This is a genomic window from Pseudoalteromonas sp. NH0006-26 (genome assembly GCF_057552415.1).
This window is the reverse complement of record NZ_BAAJMJ010000003.1, coordinates 451,350-472,223: the sequence shown is the minus strand read 5'-3', so window position 1 is coordinate 472,223 and position 20,874 is coordinate 451,350. Positions and strand designations below refer to the sequence as shown.

Sequence of the window (20,874 nt, the reverse complement as noted above, 5' to 3'; positions counted from 1 at the left end):
CGCTTCGCTATGCGTTGCGCTCTGCCGTCTCAGTGGGGTCGCATTATAGGGCGAATCGATTTTAACGCAAGCGTTTTTAAACGCTTTTTTGCATTTAATTCTTACCCCAAAGATACCCCACCCAGACACACAAGATACCCACAAAACCCTGTGGATAACCTTGCTTTTACCCTGCTATTCTAACGCAGAAACAAAAAAGCACCTTAACATAGGTGCTTTTTATAGAGAGTTTATCTTAATCGTTAATACAAAATGCTATAAAGCTTGCGACGATATTTAGCAGCTAGCGCATCGCCATCTGGTAAAGATGCAATAACAGCCAAGAAGTTTGGTTTGGCCTCATCATAATTCAGGTCTTTTTTAAGAATAGTAAAGAGTGCTTCTAATGCTTCTTCTTTTCTTCCTGCTTCATTGAGTAGATTACTTAGCTCCATTTGTAACTCGAGCTCATTAGGATGTTTTACTACCCTTTCTTGCAGTGCTTTTATTTCAGGTGAATCGGTTGCCTCTAGTGCAGCCACGCATTTAGCTTTAATGTTATTAAAGTATGCATCTTGATCTTGTGCTTCTATTGTTTCTATTAATGCAGCTGCTTCATCGAGTTTGTGAATCTGTATACATATATCTGCAAGCACTAATTTAATTCTCGCATTACGACTATCCAATTCGTACGCTTGCTTGGCGTAATTAAATGCGGCATTTAAATCACTATTAATAAGTGCTTGCTTGGCTTGCTCTAATAATAGGTCTTGTTGCGCAGGTAAGTGCTTAGATAATGCATCACGTACCTGGCTTTCTGTCTGTGCCCCCGCTAATACATCAACTGGAGCTGAGTCTTTTAACAACACTAAAGTAGGCAAGGTTTGTAAACCAACTTGCTGGGCAAGTTGAGAGGCCAAGGCTTGCTCTGCATCACAATCTAAGTTTGCAACAACTATATAGTTATTATATTCAGCAGCTAGCTTATCTAAAATAGCTGCTTGGCTAATACATTCTGGGCTTTGTGGCGAAAAAAAGTTAAGTAGTACTAACTTTTGTTGTGATGTTTCACCTAATACTTGCTGAAGATTTTGTGCGTTAAGATTAACTATATTGCTCATTGAATTATTGCCATGTTCATCTATTTAGGTTTTTATATGGTGATGAAGATAATAATTACAAGACATGTGTCTAAATCATTTAAGACACACATACTATATAAATGAGGGAAATATGAAATTAGCCTATGCGAGTGCACTGTGTTTACTAGTTAGCCCACTATTAAGTGCGCAAACACTCAAGTTGGATCTCGATAAAAGTATGCCAGCAATAGAAAAGCTTTATCTAGATTTACACCAGTCACCTGAACTGTCTTATTATGAACAACAAACCGGTAAAAAAATGGCTACGCAACTTCAAAAGCTAGGGTTTGATGTAACCGATAACGTTGGCGGTTATGGCGTCGTAGGTATTTATAGAAATGGCCAAGGCCCTACCGTTATGATTCGAACTGATACTGATGGCTTACCAATCACAGAACAAACTGGCAAAGCATACGCATCAACTGTTACCACGATAAATGAACAAGGTAGCGAAGTCGGTGTTATGCATGGTTGTGGTCATGATATTCATATGAGTTCATTTATAGGCACCGCACAACAACTAATTAAAAATAAACAGTCGTGGCAAGGTACTTTAATGATGGTTGCGCAACCTGCTGAAGAAGTTGGGGGTGGTGCAAAAGCAATGCTGAGTGAGGGATTATTTAGCAAATATGCAAAACCCGATCATATTATTGCTTTACATGTCAGTGCCAGTGTACCGGCAGGAAAAGTTGCTCTGAAAAATGAGTACACTATGGCAAGCGTCGACTCAGTTGATATTTCAATAAAAGGCAAAGGAGGCCATGGAGCCTATCCTCATACGACTGTAGACCCTGTGATTATTGCTGCTCGCACCATTTTGGCATTACAAACTATTACAAGTCGTGAATTATCTCCTTTGGAACCATCAGTGATTACTGTTGGCTCTATCCATGGCGGCTCAAAACACAATGTAATTTCTGATGAAGTAAAACTACAACTTACTCTGCGTAGCTATAACCCAGACGTTAGAAACGCGCAAATTGCTGCAATTAAACGCATCACCGCAGGTATTGCACAAAGTGCAGGTCTAGAAAAAGCGCTCTATCCAAAAGTGTATGTTCATGAAAGTGAGTCTATTCCATCTACTTACAATAACCCGGAGCAAACCAATATAGTTAGGAGTGCTATTGCTGATGCAATTGGCGCAACTAATGTACTGGAAACAAAGGCGGTTATGGCTGGTGAAGACTTTGGCTTGTATGGTAGAACAGATGAAAACCTACCTATTACATTATTTTGGTTAGGCGGAGTTAACCAACAGCAATATACAAATGCGATGAAAAATAACGAAACACTCCCTTCATTACATTCAAGTAAATTTGCTCCCGATTATAAAGTAGCGCTTCCAACTGGAATAACAGCAATGAGTAATGCGGCTGTAGCATTATTCAATCAATAACCTTCAAGGTTATTTTTAAGCCCCGCGATTAATTTACCGCAGGGCTTTTTTTGTAACTCGACTTTTTATACGGCGCTTTTTTTGTACGTTTAGCAAAACGCTTTTTAGGTGACGTTTTTGGCAAATGTGCAAACACATCACTATCACAGTTGGTTGCTTGGTTTACAAAATTAGTTAAATCAGCAAGCAAAGGCTGTATAAACTGCTGATAACTCATTGCTTGCTGAGCTATATCTCCTAAACTCGACTCCCATTTTGCGGTTAAATCGGGGCTTGATAACCCCTCAGGTAATACACTAATTAGTGCCAGACCTGTTTCAGTCGCTTTAATAGCCTTTCCTTCACGTTTTAAAAAGCGACGTTTAAATAACAGTTCAATGATGCCTGCACGAGTAGCCTCAGTACCAAGACCATCTGTCTCTTTTAATATTTTTTTGATTTGCGAGTCTTTTACATAACGGCTAATCCCGGTCATGGCAGCAAGTAAGGTTGCATCGGTAAAATGAGCCGGAGGAGTTGTATGCTTTTGCACCACCTCACCTTTAATACAGGTAAGTGCCATGCCTTTTTCTAAATGAGGTAATGTCGCCTCTTCTTTAAGTTCTGACTTACCCATAAGTAATTTAAAACCTAAACTTACATCTTGTTTTGCATTAGCCCTAAATAAACCACCGGCTAGGGTTACCTCTACTTTGGTTTCGTTGTATATGTAGTCAGGATAAAACTGAATTAAATAATGTCGACTTATTAACTGATAAATTTTTGCTTCATCATTGGCTAAACTCACACTTTTTAACTGTTTAGCTGTCGGTACAATCGCGTGGTGAGCTGCTACCTTTGAATCGTTAAAACATTTACTTCGTTTTTTTGCATCTGCTCCATTAACAAATTCTGTTTTTTGGCCATCATTTACTGCAATCGCTTTTAGTATCGCAGCTGCATCTTGGTGATGATCTTTTGGTAAATAACGATTATCTGAACGTGGATAGGTAATTAATTTATGGCGTTCATATAAGGTTTGGCAAATATCCAATACCCTTTGTGCTGGCATACCAAAAGCTTTAGCAGCATCTATTTGTAAAGCAGATAAATTATAAGGAAGCGGTGCGGTTTGCTTTTTTTGCTTTTGCTCAAGTGCAGTTACGCTTGCTGGTTGATTAGCGATACGAGAAGTGACATTTTCAGCTAAAGCTTTGTTAAGCACTCTGCCCTCTTCATCTTGATATGGAGCGCATGCTTTACTTGGTACCCACTTAGCTGTAAAGGCATCATTCTGAGGGGTAACTAAATGAGCAAGTACTTCAAAAAAGGGTTTTGATACAAAATTTGCGATCTCGTTATCGCGATTAACTACTAGACCCAAAATAGGTGTTTGCACTCGCCCAACCGACAACACGTTACCAAACCCCGCTTTTTGCCCCGCTAATGTGTATGCACGCGTCAAGTTCATGCCAAACAACCAATCAGCACGAGACCGCGCTAAAGCAGAAACACTCAAAGGAATAAATTCACGGTTAGCGCGCATACTATGTAGTGACTTTTTAACCGCCGTTAAATTTAAGTCACTGATCAGTAAGCGCTGAATATTCTGTTTTTTTGCTTGGCTGATTTTTGCTTGCTCTATAACTTCATCAACCAGTAACTGGCCTTCACGGTCAGGATCGCCAGCATGTACAAGTGTTGTTGCTTGTTTAATTAGCTTTTTTAAAATAGTAAGTTGTTTACGAGTTTTAGGCTTTGCTTTAAGTTGCCAATGTTCTGGCACAATAGGTAAATGTTCAAACTGCCACTTTTTAAAACGCTCATCATAGTCATCGGGCTCTGCTTGTTCGAGCAAATGACCTATGCACCAAGATACGCAATCACCATTCGCTACCTCAATATAGCCATCATGCTTTTTGTGCGGTTTAGGAAGTGCATCTGCAATAGCGCGACCCAACGAGGGTTTTTCAGCAATATAAAGTTTCATAACCAAAAGCTCTAATACTGTTCATATAAACAGTAGTCTAGCATATCATTTTAAAACGGGGGATATTTTTATAATTTCTAACTTAAAGCTTTATTTCGGTTATTAACAAAAATATATAAAAGAGGCAGGTAGCATACAACCACAGTAGCAATATTTATCAAAGGCATAAACGTTTGATACATAACAGTGCTATAAGATAAATCCCAAAGGTGGCGGTCGACTAAACGAAACAATTGCAAAATAGGGGCACCAATAACCACAAGTTGACCCAGTACACACTGCCACAAATGCACTTTATCTTTCAGACCCCAATAAGCAATTAGTGCCATCCAAGTAATATCTGTTAATGCCCATACAAGATAACGGTATACATAAATGCCATCATCAAACGCCATTAAACTTGAGTAAGTTAGAGTACCAAATAAGAAAAAAGAAGCGGTAATAGCAGCAAACCTTAAGGCTAAATAATCCTTAAAGATAAAAAATAACAAAATAGCTGGGCTCAAAATAAGAACCCAGCTTTTACTTAATATACTGACGAAGTACAAAAACCATTCAGGCAAACTAAAAAACCTTACTTAACTTTTTTATCTTCGTCTGTACCATCGCCATTACCAGGCATACTACAAAATTTATTTAACATACTAACTTCTTCTTTAATTACATCTGTTAAGAGAAGTGCATTCTATGCTAAAAAAGGGACAAAACCAATAAACTCTATCTAATATCAATAGGATCTGATTCTTTAGCCTTGCCTTGTAAGATTGATATTTCCACTCGGCGGTTACGTCTTCGGTCTTCACGGGAGTCATTCGGTACTAAGGGTCTGGTTTCTGCACGCCCCACGACCATCATGCGGGTCTTATCAAAACCAGCAACCTTTTGCAGCTCACTTGCTACCGCAACAGCTCGTTTAGAGGATAAATCCCAGTTGTTAATATAAAGCTCATTAGAGACTTGGAAGTCATCCGTGTGACCAGAGACGGTGATCTCTCCGGGAACATCTTTTAGTAACCGGCCAATATCTTGAATGATAGGTTTAAACTGGGGTTGTAAAAACGCACTACCCGATGGGAACGAACCATTTTCTCTTATACGAATAATGATTTGCTGCCCTAATGATTCAAGCTCAATAGCCCCATCAATAATTTGCTTTTCGAGTTGTTGTGCAATTTTTTTAACTAAATCATTTATTTGCTCTTGATCGGCAGCAGAAACAGCTGGCGCTGAAGCCACTTCCTCAGAGGTGCTGCTTGACTCCCCGCCTCGTTTTTCACCACGTTGTTCTTGGCGTCCGCCAGCTGAGCTTTCATCGCCCGCCTGAAACTCTAGCATTTGCTGAGTCATTTCTACTGTTTGCTGCTGAATAGTTTCAATGGGGGTCGGCTCAGGCTTACCTGGAGTAAATTCCATCGCAATAACCGAGGTGCCTTTTGGGATATCTTTAACTTCAATTTTATTTTGCACACCAAAAGCAAACTTCATAGAGCCTGCAATTTGCTTAAATTTAAGCACATCCATTTCAGAAAACGCGAGTAAGAGTACAAAGAAGCACATTAATAGCGACATTAAATCGGCAAATGTCCCCATCCATGCAGGTAACCCTGGGGGTGGGCATTTACACTCTTCATCAGACATAATTATTCCTCAGTGTTTACTGCGCGTTTTGACTCAGCCAAATAATTTTTCAAGATCCCTTCGATTACTTTAGGGTTTTGGCCATCTTGAATACCTAATACCGCATCCAAAATAAGTCGCTGGTTCATTGCTTCTTCGTCTTTACGCAATTCAAGTTTTACCTGAATAGGAATAGCGACAACATTCGCCAAAAATGCCCCATATAATGTTGTTAATAAGGCGACCGCCATTGCTGGACCGATTGCTTTTGGGTCATCCATATTTGATAACATAGCCACCAAACCGATTAATGTACCGATCATCCCCATTGCAGGAGCAATATCACCTAATGATTTGAATAAGCTTGCACCCATTTCATGACGAGTTGTTGTGAGGGAAATATCTTTTTGTAATGTTGCACGCACTACATCTGCATCATGTCCATCTACAAGCATATCAACGCCTTTGCGCATAAATGGATTTGGAATTTCAGCCTCTTCTAATGCTAAAAAACCACCTTTACGGGCAGAGTCAGCAAGTTCGACAGCTTTCTCTATTAACGCTTCAGGGGGTTCAATTTTAAACATAAACGCTTTTGCACAAACCTTACCAATGCCAAAAAATTGCGACATAGTAAAGTTAGATAAAACGATAAAAAGGGAACCACCAAACACAATAACCACTGAAGGGGTATTGTAAAACATAGCGACTTCACCGCTACTACTCATAAACATGGACATGACAATTAAGCCAATTGCGCCAAGGATCCCAATAATGGTTGCTAAATCCACATTCCCTCCAAAGGTTTTATATTTTTTCTTCGCAAGCGTTGTTATTAATTGTTTATCGGCAAGATACTGAAATACTTAAGTGATTTTTATGATAACCGAAAAAGTTAAGCGCTAATCTATTCTAGATCAACTATCGCAATCTATCTAACACTCAATTTTAAACATGTTAAAAAATAACTAAGAAGCGCAATAAAACCCAATTAACAGCATTTATCTATCAAAAAACCATATCATTCTTTGACCTAGTTTAGCATTCCCCCTAAAATTGGCGTCTAAATTTATTATGTAAGTTGAAAATAAAGATGGCGACTAAAAAACCTGAAAATTTAAGTTTCGAACAAGCACTAGAAGAGTTAACAACAATTGTCAGTGAAATGGAACAAGGTGATTTATCGCTTGAACAGTCTTTAAAGCAATTTGAGCGCGGTATTGCATTAGCCAGTGCGTCTTCTGGCAAACTTCAACAAGCCGAACAAAAGGTGTCGATATTAATGGGTAATGACGAAAAAGCACCGCTTACTCAATTTGATAACGATATGGAATAATTGTGAGCATAAAAGAACAAATAAAGCTCGCTCAAGATGATGTAGCTAATACGCTCAATCTTTATTTCGAACAACCTCTTGAAAGCGACAACACCATAAAAAAAGCTACTCATTATAGTTTAATGAATGGCGGCAAGAGACTGCGCCCATTTTTAGTTTATACCACAGGTAAAATGCTCGGTGCTGACAAGCGTGATTTAGATGTACTGGCAGCAGCGATAGAGTGCATTCATAGTTATTCATTAGTGCATGACGATTTACCTGCTATGGATGATGATGATTTACGTCGCGGTCGCCCTACCTGCCATATTGTTTATGGTGAAGCACAAGCGATTTTAGCAGGTGATGCATTGCAAACTTTGGCTTTTGAGCTTATTGCTAAGCATACATTTAAATGTTCAACTGAAGCTCAGTTAAAAATGATTGCCGAATTAGCCCACGCTTCTGGGTTGCAAGGAATGGTTGCCGGACAAGGGCGTGATATTGCAGCAACCGATAAACTGATTACGGTTGACGAATTAGAACGTATTCATAAACTTAAAACCGGCGCATTGATAAACTGTGCAATTACTTTGGGCGCACTCTGTGTCCCTAATATTAGCCAACACACTTTAGATAACTTATCTACTTTTGGGTATGCTATCGGGCTGGCCTTTCAGGTTCATGACGACATTTTAGATGTTGAGGGCGACACCCTGACTTTAGGTAAACCTCAAGGGTCAGATATTGCAGCGAATAAAGCGACATACCCCGCTTTATTAGGTATGCTAGGTGCTAAGCAAAAAGCACAGAATTTGATACAACAAGCCCATGAGGCGTTAGCCAATATTGACGCAGATACGACCGACTTAGCGGCATTGGCAAACTATTTAATTGAACGTGACCATTAAACATGGCTAAAACGTACTAACTCTTAGAACAAATTATTACTGAATATTAAGTCGCCTCTTAAACCTAGCTTTTTGAGGGAGTTAATATTAGCGAAGGATATATAAAAAACCATGACACTTGATAGCAGCAAGTATCCATTACTTAATTTGGTGAACGAACCAGCCCACTTGCGAGACTTAGCACAAGATAAGCTTCCTGCATTTAGCCATGAATTGCGTGATTATTTACTCAATTCAGTATCGCAAAGTAGCGGCCATTTAGCGTCTGGTTTAGGAACCGTAGAACTTACCGTTGCATTACATTATGTGTACAACACTCCCGACGACCGTTTAGTTTGGGATGTGGGTCATCAAGCTTATCCACATAAAATACTGACTGGCCGTCGTGACCAAATGCACACCATTCGCCAAAAAGATGGATTGCATCCATTCCCATTCAGAGACGAAAGTGAATACGATACCTTTAGTGTTGGCCATTCAAGTACCTCTATTTCTGCGGCACTGGGTATGTCTATTGCGGCGCAAAAAGAAGGCAAAGGACGTAAAACCGTGGCGGTTATAGGCGATGGCGCAATTACCGCAGGTATGGCTTTTGAAGCGATGAACCACTTAGGTGATGTGAAATCAGATATGCTGATCATTTTAAATGATAACGAAATGTCGATTTCTGAAAACGTCGGCGCGTTAACCAATCATTTCGCACGTATTTTATCAGGCAGCTTTTATACCAACATCCGTGAAGGTAGCAAAAAGCTATTATCTGGAGTACCGCCGGTAAAAGAGCTGGCTAGCCGTATGGAAGAGCACATTAAAGGGATGATGATCCCAGGTACTTTTTTTGAAGAGCTAGGTTTAAACTATATTGGTCCAATTGATGGCCATGATGTAAATATGCTTGTAGATACGCTACGCAACATGCGTAACTTAAAAGGCCCACAGCTGCTGCATATTAAAACCCAAAAAGGCAAAGGCTATAAACCAGCAGAAGCCGATCCTATTGGTTATCATGGCGTACCAAAATTTGACCCTGCAACATCAAGCCTGCCGAAATCTAAGCCAGGCGCTGCAACTTTTTCAAGTGTATTTGGTGATTGGCTGTGCGACATGGCAGAGCAAGACAACAAGCTAATGGCAATTACCCCTGCGATGCGTGAAGGTTCAGGAATGGTGCGCTTTTCCAAAGAACACCCAGAACAATATTTTGATGTGGCAATTGCAGAGCAGCACGCTGTAACCCTTGCTGCAGGTTTTGCTTGTGAAGGGTTAAAACCCGTTGTTGCTATCTACTCTAGCTTTTTACAACGTGCGTATGACCAACTAATTCACGATGTTGCATTGCAAAACCTACCGGTATTATTTGCTATTGACCGCGCAGGTATTGTCGGAGCCGATGGTGAAACTCATCAAGGCGCCTACGACCTAAGCTTTATGCGCTGTATTCCTAACATGGTTATTATGGCACCTAGTGACACTAACGAATGCCGTCAAATGCTATACACTGGCTATCAAGCCGATTGCCCTGTAGCCGTGCGTTACCCGCGTGGTAGTGCTGGCACCGCAGACATTCAAAGTGCTATGCAACAGCTCGAAATTGGTAAAGCGAATGTAATTAAACAAGGAACTAAGGTGGCTATATTGTCATTTGGTACCTTGCTTGAAAACGCGCAACTGGCCACAGATGAGCTCAATGCGACTTTAGTTAATATGCGATTTATTAAGCCACTTGATACAGGGTTAATTGATGAGCTTGTCGCTAACCACGATATTATTGTAACGCTTGAAGATAATGCAATTTCTGGTGGTGCAGGCTCGGCTGTTAATGAATATTTAGCTACCCAAAAAGCGGCTGTAAAAATACTTAACTTAGGTATACCGGATGAATTTATTAAACACGGTACACAACAGCAAATGCATGATGAAATGGGGTTAGGTGGACAAGGTATATTAACTACAATTAAAGCATTTATGAGCTAATATTTATAGTGTTTAATAAAAAAGGAGCCATTGGCTCCTTTTTTGTTGCTCACTTATAATCTCTAGCGCATCCACACCTTAATGTCGGCCAAGCCATTACTTTGCAATAAGCCAATCTGCTGTTCAACGTTCGGGTTTTGCTCAAACTCAAATGCATCTAATTGCTCATCAAAGGTAATGTTAGCAACGCCATCGCCACCGCGTTTTTTAACTTGATGCAATGCGATATCAGCTAAATTAATCGATGTTTCCCAGCTAATAACTTGACCACCTAACAGGGGGAGCGGATAGAAAGACCAACCCACTGATGAGGTAATACTCGTTGTTTCGCCGTTCGGAAGCTGGAAGTTATAATCGGCAATGGCTTGGCATAACTCTGACACATAGCTGTCGATTAAATTACACTTAAAGTCACGCAATAACAGTAAAAACTCATCACCACTCCAACGTGCAACGTAATCAGAGCCTTGAGTACGGGAGTTAAGTAATGCCGCCACTTGTTGTAAACAGCTATCTCCAGCAATAGGGCCATAAGCATCATTAATACGGCTAAAGTTATCTAAATTAATAATTAATAACACCAAAGATTTGCCCTGAGCCTGTAATGACTGCGAATTACGCTGAAAATGCTCAATATCTTTTGGTAGTTGATCAAACAAGAAACGACGACTTCTCAGCCCAGTTAGCTCATCAGAGTGACTAACAAGTTTAAGCTGAGAATTTACTTGGTTTAATTTATCATTCGCTTGACGAAGCTCTAGGGTTCGTTCAGTAATAAGCCCTTCGAGTACTTGTTGCTTACGTCGCTCTTGAACTTTAAATACCCAAAACACTAAATAAAACAGCAGTACAAAACCACTGGTGATCAGTAATCTAAAGTAGATGGTTTCACCAAACCGTTCAGGAACAACAAACGCATATTCGGCTGATTGCGCTTTACCCCAATCCTCACCTTGGCGTTTAGTTTCTAATTCAAATAAAAACATACCGGCGGGTAAATTTGTATAAATTGCTTCTCGACGGGTATTTGCATAGCGCCAATCGTTATCAAGCCCATTAAGTTTATATCTAAACTCAATACTTGCCGGAGCGTAATAATCAATCGCAGTATAGGTAAGTGTCACATCACGCTCATCGGTCTCAAGAACCGGTTTTTCACCTAACGCAGCAGCTGCAAGCTTTCGTGATGGTGTGGTTAAGGTTTCTATAGTTGGTTTAAGTGAGCGTAATCCAAATAACTCTACGTCTTTAGGGATTTCAACCACCCCTTGTAAGCTGGGGTACCAAATAGAGTTATCCATATCAACCACCGCATCATGGCCTAAACCATTACAACATTGGCTGGCTTTACCATCGAGCTGTCGGTCAAATGAAGAGATCACTTCTTCTACTTTTAGGCTTTCGATGTTGGCTTTAAATTGCTCAACAGGCATGCGGTAAACCCCTTTCATGGTGCTTACCCAAATTCGCTTCGAGGTGTCATCGTATTCTAAGCTGAATATAGAACCATATGGCAACCCATTGGCGGCGTCTAGTTGCTGCCATTGCCCTTGCCCACTGCGATAAAACAGACCATCATTCAACGAGCCAATTAAAATGCCTACCCCTTTTATATGTAAAATGCTGGTCACATACGCACTTTCTAAGGTGGTTTGGTCGCCAATTTTTTCAATTCCTCGCTCAGTAAAGTAATACGCGCCTTTACTGGTGCCAATAACCCCAAAATTTGGTTTATCTAAAACATAGGTTACAAACTTACTGCCTAAAAAAGCATTGTACGCAAAAGGGTTTAAACCATTGTAATTTAAACGGTATAACCCTCGTCCGGTGCCTACCCAAAAACCGCCTTTAGTTGAAGTGCTAATTGCAAAAACTGGGTTATCGCTCAATGCACGAGCAGGGAAACTATATAAGGTATTCGACTCGTAGAAAAACAAGCCCCTGCCAGTAGCAACATAAAGGCGATCGCCATCAAATTGCATGTCATGTACCGAGGCATTTCCATACTTGGCACTATTAATAACATTAATAAAAGTTTTATCGGCATCAAAATAGCCAACGCCACTTTTATTGGCAATCCATAACTTACCATCAGGTGATTTACTAATTGCCATTACCGCTTCGGTCATTTTAGAAATGGCAGAATGGCGCTCTATTCGCCCTTCGTGAGCAAGCCATAGACCTTCACTAAAACTCGCTAACCATATGTTATTTTCATCATCTCTAAATATATCGGCAAACCAAATACTCTGATCTAACTGGCTGGGTTCAACCCACTGCCAATCATTAGATTTAGCCCTGAACAATAAACGTCCATAGGTTGATACCCACAAGCCGCCATTACCGTCGCTCATAAATTTATACACAGCTGAGTTATTAGCATTGGGCAGTGGAAACGGACGTAGCTCGTCATCTAAATCTAAAAAATAAGCCCCTAACTCAGAAGCTAGGTACAAATTACCATTTAAAAACGATAAATCGTGAACAATGGTTTGCGCTAAACGATCAGGCAAAGCCACTTTAGCGGTGAGTTCTAAGCGTAATTTAGAAAAGTCAGACGAGCTTTGCGTTAAACGTAATAAATTACGGTCGTTAACCAGCCAAATTCCCTCAGGTGAAAGCGCCATTTTACTGACCGATCCCACAATTTGGGTGATAGCTGTGGCGTTTACAATAGGACTAGGATTATTTAGTTGGTCGCGCAGTTCTATTTGGCCTCTGTCTATATAATAGAGCCCATTAGCTGCTATCCAGATACTGCCTTGAGAATCTTCAAGAATATCTCTTACAGGGCCTTTAATATTAAACTCTTGTGCGGTTAGCTTTTCAGGATCGATAACCACAAGGCCATTTTTAGTGCCTACCCACAATAATCCTTCGCCATCGATCAATAATTTATTAATACCATTGCTGGGTAAAAATAAGCTATTTTGGGTATTATAATTGGTGAAGGTATTGCCATCAAAACGGCTTAATCCAAATTGAGTGCCAAGCCACATATAGCCTTGGTTATCTTGCACCACACTTTTCAGGGATTGTGAGGGTAAGCCGTCTTTGATATTCCATTGTTTAACTACGTAATCAGTAATTGAAGCCGTACTTGGCATGGCACATAGCATAAGTACACAAACCAATAAAAATCGCATCATAGTGCTGCCACCTAGTTAAACAAATAATAAATTAAAAGGGTAGTAAACCTACTTTTATCAATGCTTGCAAACAAATAAGCGAAAAAATACCTGCAAGCACATCATCGGCCATAATACCAAACCCACCATGGGCACGTTTATCGAGTATGCGAATCGGCCCAGGCTTTGCTATATCAAAAAAGCGAAACAGTAAAAAGCCCACTAATAATGTTTGCCAGTTAAGTGCTGCGCCTATCATAGTAATATAGTAACCAGCAACTTCATCCCAAACAATCGCAGGATGATCATGTACTTGAAGGTCATCGGCTGTTTTTCCACACGCCCAAATACCAAATATACTAATGACGACTGCAAATACAATTTGTAACCATAGCGGAAAATGCATGGTAATAAAAATAAACGGTAATGCTGCCAATGTGCCAAATGTACCAGGTGCTTTTGGTGCAAGCCCAGTACCAAAACCCAAACCAAAAAATTGATGTGGGCGTTTTAAATTAAATAATCGGTTTTTATTCAAACCTGCTCCTTGGAAAAGTGTTCAAAGCCTTTATGTTCAAAAGCAAACTTCTCGCCTTGGTGTAATAACTCTATATTGCCGTCACCACTTTTTATTTGCCCGATACAGCTTGCCTCTACACCGTATTGGCGCAGCTTAATATCTAGCATACTCTTATTACTATCAGCAACGGTATACAGTAACTCGTAATCATCGCCATAGTTAAGAACAAAAGGAAGTCGCTGCTCAAAATCAAGACTCGCTTGCATGGCATCTGAGGTGGGGACGTTTTCGATATTAATGGTTGCGCTTACCTGTGATAAATTTAGCACATGCCCTAAGTCGGCAAGTAACCCATCTGAAATATCAATGGCCGACGAGGCTAAGCCACGTAACGCTTGCCCTGCAGCTACACGTGGTGTGGGGAAATTCAAACGTTTATTAATATGCTTTAAGTGTTCAGGTGCAATCGATAAACCTTGTTTTTTCGACTCAATCGCTAGGCCTGCATCACCAAGCGGACCAGTTACAAAAATCCAATCCCCCACCTTTGCGCCACTACGACGCAATGCTTTGCCTTCAGGGACTGTGCCTTTTGCACAAATAGTAATACTAAGTGGACCTTGAGTGGTATCACCACCAATGATCTGAACATTAAAGTACTCAGCAATTTCATGCATGCCATCAGTCAGCTCAGCAATCCATTGTGGATCGATACTAGGTAACGTAAGTGCAACCGATACCCAGGTAGGTTCTGCGCCCATGGCAGCTAAATCACTTAAATTAACAGCAAGAGCTCGATGCCCTAATGCACGAGGGGAGATATCGTGAAAAAAATGCACCCCAGCCACTAAGGTATCTGTGGTTACAGCAAGCTGACAGTTCGCAGGTACTGTGACAAGCGCACAGTCATCTCCAATCCCTAAATTAACATCGCGACGAGTAATGCCACGACCTTTAAAGTAACGATTAATTAATTCAAATTCCTTCATACACAAAAAAGCCGACCTATGCCGGCTCTCCTTTTTAACGGTTATTTATAGCAACTCATCTGATTTAGAATTCAGTTAAAGTTGTTATTACTTACGTAACTGTTTTACAGCTTTATCAAGTACACCGTTTACAAATTTATGGCTATCTTCAGCGCCAAACATTTTAGCTAATTCAATACTTTCATTGATAGCGACTTTGTAAGGCACGTCTTCACGAAATTTAAGCTCGTAGCTGCTTAAACGTAAGATTGCACGTTCAACTTCGTCTAATTCATCAAATGGACGAGTTAAATGAGGCGATACAGCTTCGTCTAGTTGCTTGTGATTTACGGCAACTCCACGCGCTAAATCTTTAAAATATTCAACATCAATTTTAGTCACATCGTTTTCGATCAACATTTGTTGTTCGATATCGGCAATAGCATTGCCGCTTAATTGCCATGAGTATACGGCCTGAAGTGCTAAGATACGTGCTTTACGTCTTGCTGCTGGTTTCACAAAAATTCCTTAAACTTAAATTTTATCTAACACATTAACCATTTCAAGCGCACCTAAAGCAGCTTCGCCGCCTTTGTTACCCATTTTGGTACCTGCGCGCTCAATTGCTTGCTCAATGCTTTCAGTGGTTAATACGCCAAATGCAACTGGGATATCATACTCAAGTGATACTTGTGCAAGCCCTTTGTTTGACTCGCCAGCGACAAGATCAAAGTGAGGCGTACCTCCCCTGATCACTACACCTAAGGCGATAATTGCATCATATTCTTTTTTTGCTGCAACGCGTTTCGCTGCTAAAGGTAATTCAACCGCACCTGGTACGTAAATAACGGTAATATCATCTTCTGATACTCCACCAGTACGTTTTAGCTCATCAACAGCACCTGCAAGCAAGCTACTACCAATAAAGTCATTGAAACGTGAAATGACAATGGCAAACTTTTTGCCTGGGGCGTATTTAGTACCTTCAATAATTTTCATTTGATAACCCTAAAAATAAGTTTAAGCGATTTCGGTTGCGCAAAAATTGATGCGCATTATACCACATAAATAAAATAATAACCTAGCGTGTAATTATTGTGGCTCTACGTAATCAACCACTTCTAAATGGAAGCCTGATAATGCATGATATTTTTTCGGTAAACTCATCAAACGCATTTTTTGAATACCTAAATCAGCCAAAATTTGCGAACCCACACCTACGGTGCGCGAAGTACCTTGGAATTTACGCGGCGTTACACTCTCACCGGCATCAGCTGCAGCGAAGGCTTTTACAGTGGCTTCTAACTCTTCAGTGCTTTCTTGCTTACCTAGAATGACTAAAGCACCATTATGCTCAGCTATATACGCCATGGCTTGCGATAATCCCCAACTGCGATCAGCGTTGCGATCAGAGAGTAGAATATCGTTAAAGGTACTTTGTAAGTGCACTCGCACTAACGTCGGTTCTTGTTGTTTTATTTCACCTTTAAGCAATGCATAGTGCAGCTGTCCGTCAATGGTGTCTTTGTAAGTCACTAAGTCAAATTCACCATGCTCAGTTGGCAATTTACATTTTGCAACTTGCTCAATAGTGGTTTCATTTAGGTTTCGGTATTCGATTAAATCAGCTATGGTGCCAATTTTAATATCATGTTGCTTAGCAAATACTTCTAAGTCAGGGCGGCGCGCCATGGTGCCATCTTCATTCAGAATTTCTACAATCACTGATGACGGCTCAAGCCCCGCTAAACGTGCTAAATCACAGCCAGCTTCAGTGTGCCCTGCGCGCGTTAATACGCCGCCAGGTTGCGCCATAATAGGGAAAATATGCCCAGGTTGTACAATATCACTTGGCACAGCGCCTTTAGCAATGGCAGCTTGAACAGTGCGAGCACGATCCGCTGCAGAAATACCCGTTGTAACCCCTTTTGACGCTTCAATAGACATAGTAAAGTTGGTCGAGAACGCGGCACCGTTATTTTTAACCATCAGCGGTAAATCAAGTTGCGAGCAACGCTCTTGAGTCATGGTTAAACAAATTAACCCACGGCCATGAGTCGCCATAAAGTTAATTGCTTCTGCACTAATGTGCTCAGCAGCAATAATTAAATCGCCTTCATTTTCTCTGTCTTCATCGTCCATTAAAATAACCATTTTACCGGCTTTAATGTCATCTATTATTTCTTGTGCGCTGTTTAAATTCATAAGTTGCTCGTATAAGTTGTCAATATCGTTATTTTATAAAGCCCGCTTTAGCGAGTAAGCTCATCGAAATATCTGAACCAGTAGGATGCTCAGCTCCCTTTACAAGGCGCTCTAAATAACGTGCTATTTGGTCGACCTCTAGATTCACTTTGGTACCGACTTGAAAATCGGCTATGGTCGTTTGCCCGCTGGTGTGGGGCACAATTGTCAGTTTAAATTTATTACCTTCAACCGCATTGACCGTTAAGCTAATACCATCAATACACACAGACCCTTTATAAGGAATGTATTTCATTAAATTTTCGTCGGTGGCTAACCAATATTCTGTTGCTCGCGCATTGGTATTAATTGCAGTGATAGTGGCAATACCATCTACATGACCAGACACTAAATGACCTCCAAGGCGCGATACAGGTTGCATCGCCTTTTCTAAGTTAACTGTTTGCCCTAAAGCGTAATGTGCAAACCCTGTTAAGCTAATCGTTTCATTTGATAAGTCAGCACTAAAGCCATCTACATGCTTATCAACAACAGTGAGGCACACACCATTGGTTGCAATACTGTCACCTAACTTAACATCACTCATATCAAGGTTTTTACTTTGGATACGAATAGCTAAATCACCTTGTTTTTTTTGCAATAACGCAATTTTACCTGTCGCTTCAACTATTCCAGTAAACATAGTGCTACTCTTTATATAAAATGATTAATGAGCTTTTTTTAGTGCTGTGATACGTAAATCATCACCAATTGGCACACACTCATTAAAAGTTAAATTAATGGTATTTTGCATACTCATTAACTCTGGGAAATTCAGTAAACTTCTTGCATCGCTACCCATTAACTTAGGGGCAATGTAAAAAACAAACTCATCAATTAAATCAAGTTCAGCCATTTTTCCGGCCAATGTGGCACCCGCTTCTAACCACACATTATTAAACTGTAATTGCGCTAGCTTTTGCAGCGCTGCTTGTAAGTCTACTTTATTGTTCTTTTCGGGTAGTTCGATCTGTTTAACAAAATGAGGCCACTGATGCGATTTATCAACCCGAGTGGTAAATATTATCACCTCGCTTTGAATTGAAAATAAGGCAAGTTCAGGGGTAAGTCTGTTTTGGGAATCAATAATAACGCGAACCGGTTGGCGCAGTGGTAAATTGGTCGGTAAAGAAACCGGAAGTTCTTCTGGGCGTACATTTAGTTTTGCATCATCCATCAAGACTGTATCGGCACCGGTTAAAATTGCACAGCTCTGAGCACGATATAGCTGCACATCTTGGCGCGCAGCGGGCCCGGTTATCCATTTACTTTGGCCATTTTTAAGCGCTGTTTTACCATCAATACTGGCGGCCATTTTACAGGTAACAAAGGGCACCCCCTGCTCCATTCGTTTAAAAAAGCCTAAATTTAATGCCCGCGCTTGCTCTTCAAGTAATCCGTAAGCGACTTCTATACCTGCATCCGCTAAAATTTTAAGGCCTTTTCCTGCAACTTGCGGGTTGCTATCAACCATAGCAGCAATCACTTTTTTCACACCCGCGGCCTTTAGCCCTTCAGCACAAGGCGGTGTACGACCATAATGACTGCAAGGCTCTAGGGTTACATAAGCGGTTGCACCTTTAGCACTTTCACCGGCCTCAGCCAAAGCATTAACTTCAGCATGACCTTGCCCTGCTAATTGATGAAACCCTTCGGCTATTATTTTATTATTTTTTACTAGTACGCAGCCTACATTAGGATTAGGAGTGGTGGTAAAGCGCCCTTTTTTTGCCAGCTCAATGGCACGTGCCATATAACGTTTATCATCCTCTGAAAACGAGCTTTGCATGGTCATTACTACTCTCCTAAGCGGGCTATTTCTTCACCAAACTCACGTATATCTTCAAACGAGCGATATACTGAGGCAAATCTTACATAGGCTACTTTATCTAATTTTTTCAGCGCTTCCATAATGCACTCACCTACCAAATGACTAGACACTTCGCGTTCGCCAGTGGCTCGCAGCTGCGATTTAATTATATTAACTACTTCGTCAACTTGTTCAGTACTTACAGGGCGCTTTTCAAGGGCGCGAGTTAAGCCATTTAGTAACTTATCTTCATTAAACGGTTCGCGGCTGCCATCTTGCTTGATGACCCGTGGCATCACTAATTCAGCCCCTTCAAAGGTGGTAAATCGTTCGTGGCATTCATTACATTCACGACGTCTACGTACTTGGTGTCCCCCACCTACAAGGCGAGAATCAATAACTTTAGTATCTTTGGCGGTGCAAAAAGGGCAATGCATAACTGTGTGTTTCCGTTTTAAAAACAAAAAATGGCCGCTATCATAGCGGCCATTATCATAACAAAAATGTGTGCAGTTGTGATCTAAATTACTATTTTACTCTTGGATTAAGCGTAAACAGGTAATTTTGCACAAATTGCTTTCACTTTTTCTTTCACTTGCGCTTGTACTGACTCATCTTCGATGTTGTCTAGTACGTCACAAATCCAGCCCGCTAACTCTTTTGACTCTGCTTCTTTAAAGCCACGACGAGTGATTGCTGGTGAACCAATACGCAAACCAGAAGTAACAAATGGTGAACGTGGATCGTTCGGTACCGAGTTTTTATTAACAGTGATGTTCGCATTACCTAGGGCAGCATCTGCATCTTTACCTGTGATATCTTTATCGATTAAATCAAGTAAGAATAAGTGATTGTCAGTTTTACCTGATACTACTTTGTAGCCGCGCTCTTGTAATACTGCAACCATTGCTTGAGCATTTTTAACAACTTGTGCTTGGTATGTTTTAAATTCAGGTTGAAGTGCTTCTTTAAATGCCACCGCTTTAGCAGCAATAACATGACATAAAGGACCACCTTGGCCACCCGGGAAAACAGCGCTGTTTAGCTTTTTGTAAATATCTTCATCGCCACACGCAGAGATAATTAAACCACCGCGAGGACCGGCTAATGTTTTGTGTGTTGTGGTTGTTACAACGTGAGCAAATGGCACAGGGCTTGGGTAGACACCCGCAGCAATTAAACCTGCAACGTGCGCCATATCAACAAATAAGTATGCACCTACTTTGTCTGCAATTTCACGGAACTTAGCCCAATCAACAATACCTGAATAAGCAGAGAAACCCGCAATAATCATTTTTGGTTTGTGCTCAAGTGCTAACGCTTCAACTTGTGCGTAATCAATTTCGCCAGTTTCTTCGTTAAGGCCATACTGAATTGCGTTGTATGTTTTACCTGAGAAGTTTACGTGTGAGCCATGTGTTAAGTGACCACCGTGCGCTAGGCTCATGCCTAAAACGGTATCAAGTGGGCTTAATAGTGCTTGGAAAACAGCGGCATTCGCTTGTGAACCCGCATGTGGTTGCACGTTTGCGTAATCTGTACCAAATAATTCATTTGCGCGGTCAATCGCTAACTGCTCAACCACATCAACGTGCTCACAGCCACCGTAGTAACGTTTGCCCGGGTAGCCTTCAGCATATTTGTTAGTAAGTTGAGAACCCTGCGCTTCTAGTACGCGTGGGCTACAGTAGTTTTCAGATGCAATTAACTCAATGTGCTCTTCCTGACGTGATGTTTCTTTGCTCATCGCGTCAAATAACTCTGGATCAAAATCCGAAATATTCATGCTACGTTCTAACATTGGGGTCTCCTGGGCAACGTGTATGGGTATTTTTTACAGGCTTTATTGTACGCTTAAAACGACTCTTTGCCTACGCTCTTAAGTTGAGGATATT

The 20,874-nt window shown here is 40.8% G+C and carries 19 protein-coding genes; 4 read left to right on the top strand and 15 right to left on the bottom strand.

The window, feature by feature from the left end; translation table 11 throughout:
• Nucleotides 1–242: 242 nt before the first annotated feature.
• Nucleotides 243–1,100 carry a tetratricopeptide repeat protein gene (locus AC27JR_RS07165; protein ID WP_131690600.1) on the bottom strand — a complete coding sequence of 286 codons (858 nt, stop codon included), beginning with the start codon at nt 1,098–1,100 and terminating at the stop codon, nt 243–245.
• 112 nt (nt 1,101–1,212) lie between these two features.
• Here AC27JR_RS07165 and AC27JR_RS07160 point away from each other — a divergent pair, with 112 nt between their 5' ends.
• Nucleotides 1,213–2,523 (top strand): M20 metallopeptidase family protein, encoded by a 1,311-nt coding sequence (locus AC27JR_RS07160; RefSeq protein WP_131690599.1) that lies wholly within the window; start codon nt 1,213–1,215, stop codon nt 2,521–2,523.
• A 28-nt stretch (nt 2,524–2,551) separates the two neighbouring features.
• Here AC27JR_RS07160 and AC27JR_RS07155 read toward each other — a convergent pair whose 3' ends face one another.
• The 4 genes from AC27JR_RS07155 to pomA all read right to left on the bottom strand — a co-directional run bounded on the left by AC27JR_RS07155 (nt 2,552) and on the right by pomA (nt 6,900).
• On the bottom strand, nt 2,552–4,492 hold the full coding sequence (locus AC27JR_RS07155; RefSeq protein ID WP_487173180.1) for a DNA topoisomerase III: 1,941 nt from the start codon (nt 4,490–4,492) through the stop codon (nt 2,552–2,554).
• 77 nt (nt 4,493–4,569) lie between these two features.
• On the bottom strand, nt 4,570–5,055 hold the full coding sequence (locus AC27JR_RS07150; RefSeq protein WP_487173179.1) for a hypothetical protein: 486 nt from the start codon (nt 5,053–5,055) through the stop codon (nt 4,570–4,572).
• 154 nt (nt 5,056–5,209) lie between these two features.
• The gene (locus AC27JR_RS07145) at nt 5,210–6,130 is read right to left on the bottom strand and encodes a flagellar motor protein MotB (protein ID WP_075170368.1); all 921 of its coding nucleotides are present in this window, start codon (nt 6,128–6,130) and stop codon (nt 5,210–5,212) included.
• Nucleotides 6,131–6,132: 2 nt separating this feature from the next.
• Entirely contained in the window at nt 6,133–6,900 is a 768-nt protein-coding gene (gene pomA, locus AC27JR_RS07140) for a flagellar motor protein PomA (protein WP_008110202.1), read from the bottom strand.
• A 302-nt stretch (nt 6,901–7,202) separates the two neighbouring features.
• Here pomA and xseB point away from each other — a divergent pair, with 302 nt between their 5' ends.
• From xseB to dxs, 3 genes are all read left to right on the top strand, one after another.
• Nucleotides 7,203–7,445: an exodeoxyribonuclease VII small subunit gene (xseB, locus tag AC27JR_RS07135; protein WP_008110204.1), complete on the top strand. Its 243-nt coding sequence runs from the start codon at nt 7,203–7,205 to the stop codon at nt 7,443–7,445.
• Nucleotides 7,446–7,447: 2 nt separating this feature from the next.
• On the top strand, nt 7,448–8,335 hold the full coding sequence (gene ispA, locus AC27JR_RS07130; RefSeq protein WP_487173178.1) for a (2E,6E)-farnesyl diphosphate synthase: 888 nt from the start codon (nt 7,448–7,450) through the stop codon (nt 8,333–8,335).
• 111 nt (nt 8,336–8,446) lie between these two features.
• Nucleotides 8,447–10,309: a 1-deoxy-D-xylulose-5-phosphate synthase gene (gene dxs / locus AC27JR_RS07125; RefSeq protein ID WP_008110208.1), complete on the top strand. Its 1,863-nt coding sequence runs from the start codon at nt 8,447–8,449 to the stop codon at nt 10,307–10,309.
• Nucleotides 10,310–10,371: 62 nt separating this feature from the next.
• Here the strand turns inward: dxs and AC27JR_RS07120 are convergent, their stop codons facing one another.
• The 10 genes from AC27JR_RS07120 to glyA form a co-directional block, all read right to left on the bottom strand.
• Nucleotides 10,372–13,458: a diguanylate cyclase domain-containing protein gene (locus tag AC27JR_RS07120; RefSeq protein WP_487173177.1), complete on the bottom strand. Its 3,087-nt coding sequence runs from the start codon at nt 13,456–13,458 to the stop codon at nt 10,372–10,374.
• Nucleotides 13,459–13,489: 31 nt separating this feature from the next.
• Complete coding sequence (locus tag AC27JR_RS07115) at nt 13,490–13,975, bottom strand: phosphatidylglycerophosphatase A family protein (RefSeq protein ID WP_008110211.1); 486 nt, start codon at nt 13,973–13,975, stop codon at nt 13,490–13,492.
• A complete protein-coding gene (gene thiL, locus AC27JR_RS07110; RefSeq protein ID WP_487173176.1) occupies nt 13,972–14,946 on the bottom strand; it encodes a thiamine-phosphate kinase in 975 nt (324 codons plus the stop codon). Before thiL ends, AC27JR_RS07115 begins: the two co-directional genes overlap by 4 nt.
• Before the next feature lie 87 nt (nt 14,947–15,033).
• Complete coding sequence (gene nusB / locus AC27JR_RS07105) at nt 15,034–15,444, bottom strand: transcription antitermination factor NusB (RefSeq protein ID WP_010390936.1); 411 nt, start codon at nt 15,442–15,444, stop codon at nt 15,034–15,036.
• 15 nt (nt 15,445–15,459) lie between these two features.
• Entirely contained in the window at nt 15,460–15,924 is a 465-nt protein-coding gene (gene ribH, locus AC27JR_RS07100) for a 6,7-dimethyl-8-ribityllumazine synthase (RefSeq protein WP_076919343.1), read from the bottom strand.
• Nucleotides 15,925–16,017: 93 nt separating this feature from the next.
• Nucleotides 16,018–17,130 (bottom strand): bifunctional 3,4-dihydroxy-2-butanone-4-phosphate synthase/GTP cyclohydrolase II, encoded by a 1,113-nt coding sequence (ribBA, locus tag AC27JR_RS07095; protein WP_076919342.1) that lies wholly within the window; start codon nt 17,128–17,130, stop codon nt 16,018–16,020.
• Nucleotides 17,131–17,158: 28 nt separating this feature from the next.
• Nucleotides 17,159–17,812 carry a riboflavin synthase gene (locus AC27JR_RS07090; protein WP_138594802.1) on the bottom strand — a complete coding sequence of 218 codons (654 nt, stop codon included), beginning with the start codon at nt 17,810–17,812 and terminating at the stop codon, nt 17,159–17,161.
• A gap of 24 nt (nt 17,813–17,836) precedes the next feature.
• Entirely contained in the window at nt 17,837–18,964 is a 1,128-nt protein-coding gene (gene ribD / locus AC27JR_RS07085) for a bifunctional diaminohydroxyphosphoribosylaminopyrimidine deaminase/5-amino-6-(5-phosphoribosylamino)uracil reductase RibD (protein WP_487173174.1), read from the bottom strand.
• Nucleotides 18,965–18,966: 2 nt separating this feature from the next.
• Nucleotides 18,967–19,416: a transcriptional regulator NrdR gene (gene nrdR, locus AC27JR_RS07080; RefSeq protein ID WP_010390928.1), complete on the bottom strand. Its 450-nt coding sequence runs from the start codon at nt 19,414–19,416 to the stop codon at nt 18,967–18,969.
• 107 nt (nt 19,417–19,523) lie between these two features.
• Nucleotides 19,524–20,780: a serine hydroxymethyltransferase gene (glyA, locus tag AC27JR_RS07075; RefSeq protein WP_008466843.1), complete on the bottom strand. Its 1,257-nt coding sequence runs from the start codon at nt 20,778–20,780 to the stop codon at nt 19,524–19,526.
• Between the last annotated feature and the right edge of the window lie 94 nt (nt 20,781–20,874).

Excerpts from the sequence above, each read along its gene's own strand:
- AC27JR_RS07165 (WP_131690600.1), bottom strand. The coding sequence starts at position 1,100 with ATGAGCAATATAGTTAATCTTAACGCACAAAATCTTCAGCAAGTATTA.
- AC27JR_RS07160 (WP_131690599.1), top strand. The coding sequence starts at position 1,213 with ATGAAATTAGCCTATGCGAGTGCACTGTGTTTACTAGTTAGCCCACTA.
- AC27JR_RS07155 (WP_487173180.1), bottom strand. The coding sequence starts at position 4,492 with ATGAAACTTTATATTGCTGAAAAACCCTCGTTGGGTCGCGCTATTGCA.
- AC27JR_RS07145 (WP_075170368.1), bottom strand. The coding sequence starts at position 6,130 with ATGTCTGATGAAGAGTGTAAATGCCCACCCCCAGGGTTACCTGCATGG.
- xseB (WP_008110204.1), top strand. The coding sequence starts at position 7,203 with ATGGCGACTAAAAAACCTGAAAATTTAAGTTTCGAACAAGCACTAGAA.
- dxs (WP_008110208.1), top strand. The coding sequence starts at position 8,447 with ATGACACTTGATAGCAGCAAGTATCCATTACTTAATTTGGTGAACGAA.
- AC27JR_RS07120 (WP_487173177.1), bottom strand. The coding sequence starts at position 13,458 with ATGATGCGATTTTTATTGGTTTGTGTACTTATGCTATGTGCCATGCCA.
- thiL (WP_487173176.1), bottom strand. The coding sequence starts at position 14,946 with ATGAAGGAATTTGAATTAATTAATCGTTACTTTAAAGGTCGTGGCATT.
- ribH (WP_076919343.1), bottom strand. The coding sequence starts at position 15,924 with ATGAAAATTATTGAAGGTACTAAATACGCCCCAGGCAAAAAGTTTGCC.
- ribBA (WP_076919342.1), bottom strand. The coding sequence starts at position 17,130 with ATGAATTTAAACAGCGCACAAGAAATAATAGATGACATTAAAGCCGGT.
- AC27JR_RS07090 (WP_138594802.1), bottom strand. The coding sequence starts at position 17,812 with ATGTTTACTGGAATAGTTGAAGCGACAGGTAAAATTGCGTTATTGCAA.
- ribD (WP_487173174.1), bottom strand. The coding sequence starts at position 18,964 with ATGACCATGCAAAGCTCGTTTTCAGAGGATGATAAACGTTATATGGCA.
- nrdR (WP_010390928.1), bottom strand. The coding sequence starts at position 19,416 with ATGCATTGCCCTTTTTGCACCGCCAAAGATACTAAAGTTATTGATTCT.
- glyA (WP_008466843.1), bottom strand. The coding sequence starts at position 20,780 with ATGTTAGAACGTAGCATGAATATTTCGGATTTTGATCCAGAGTTATTT.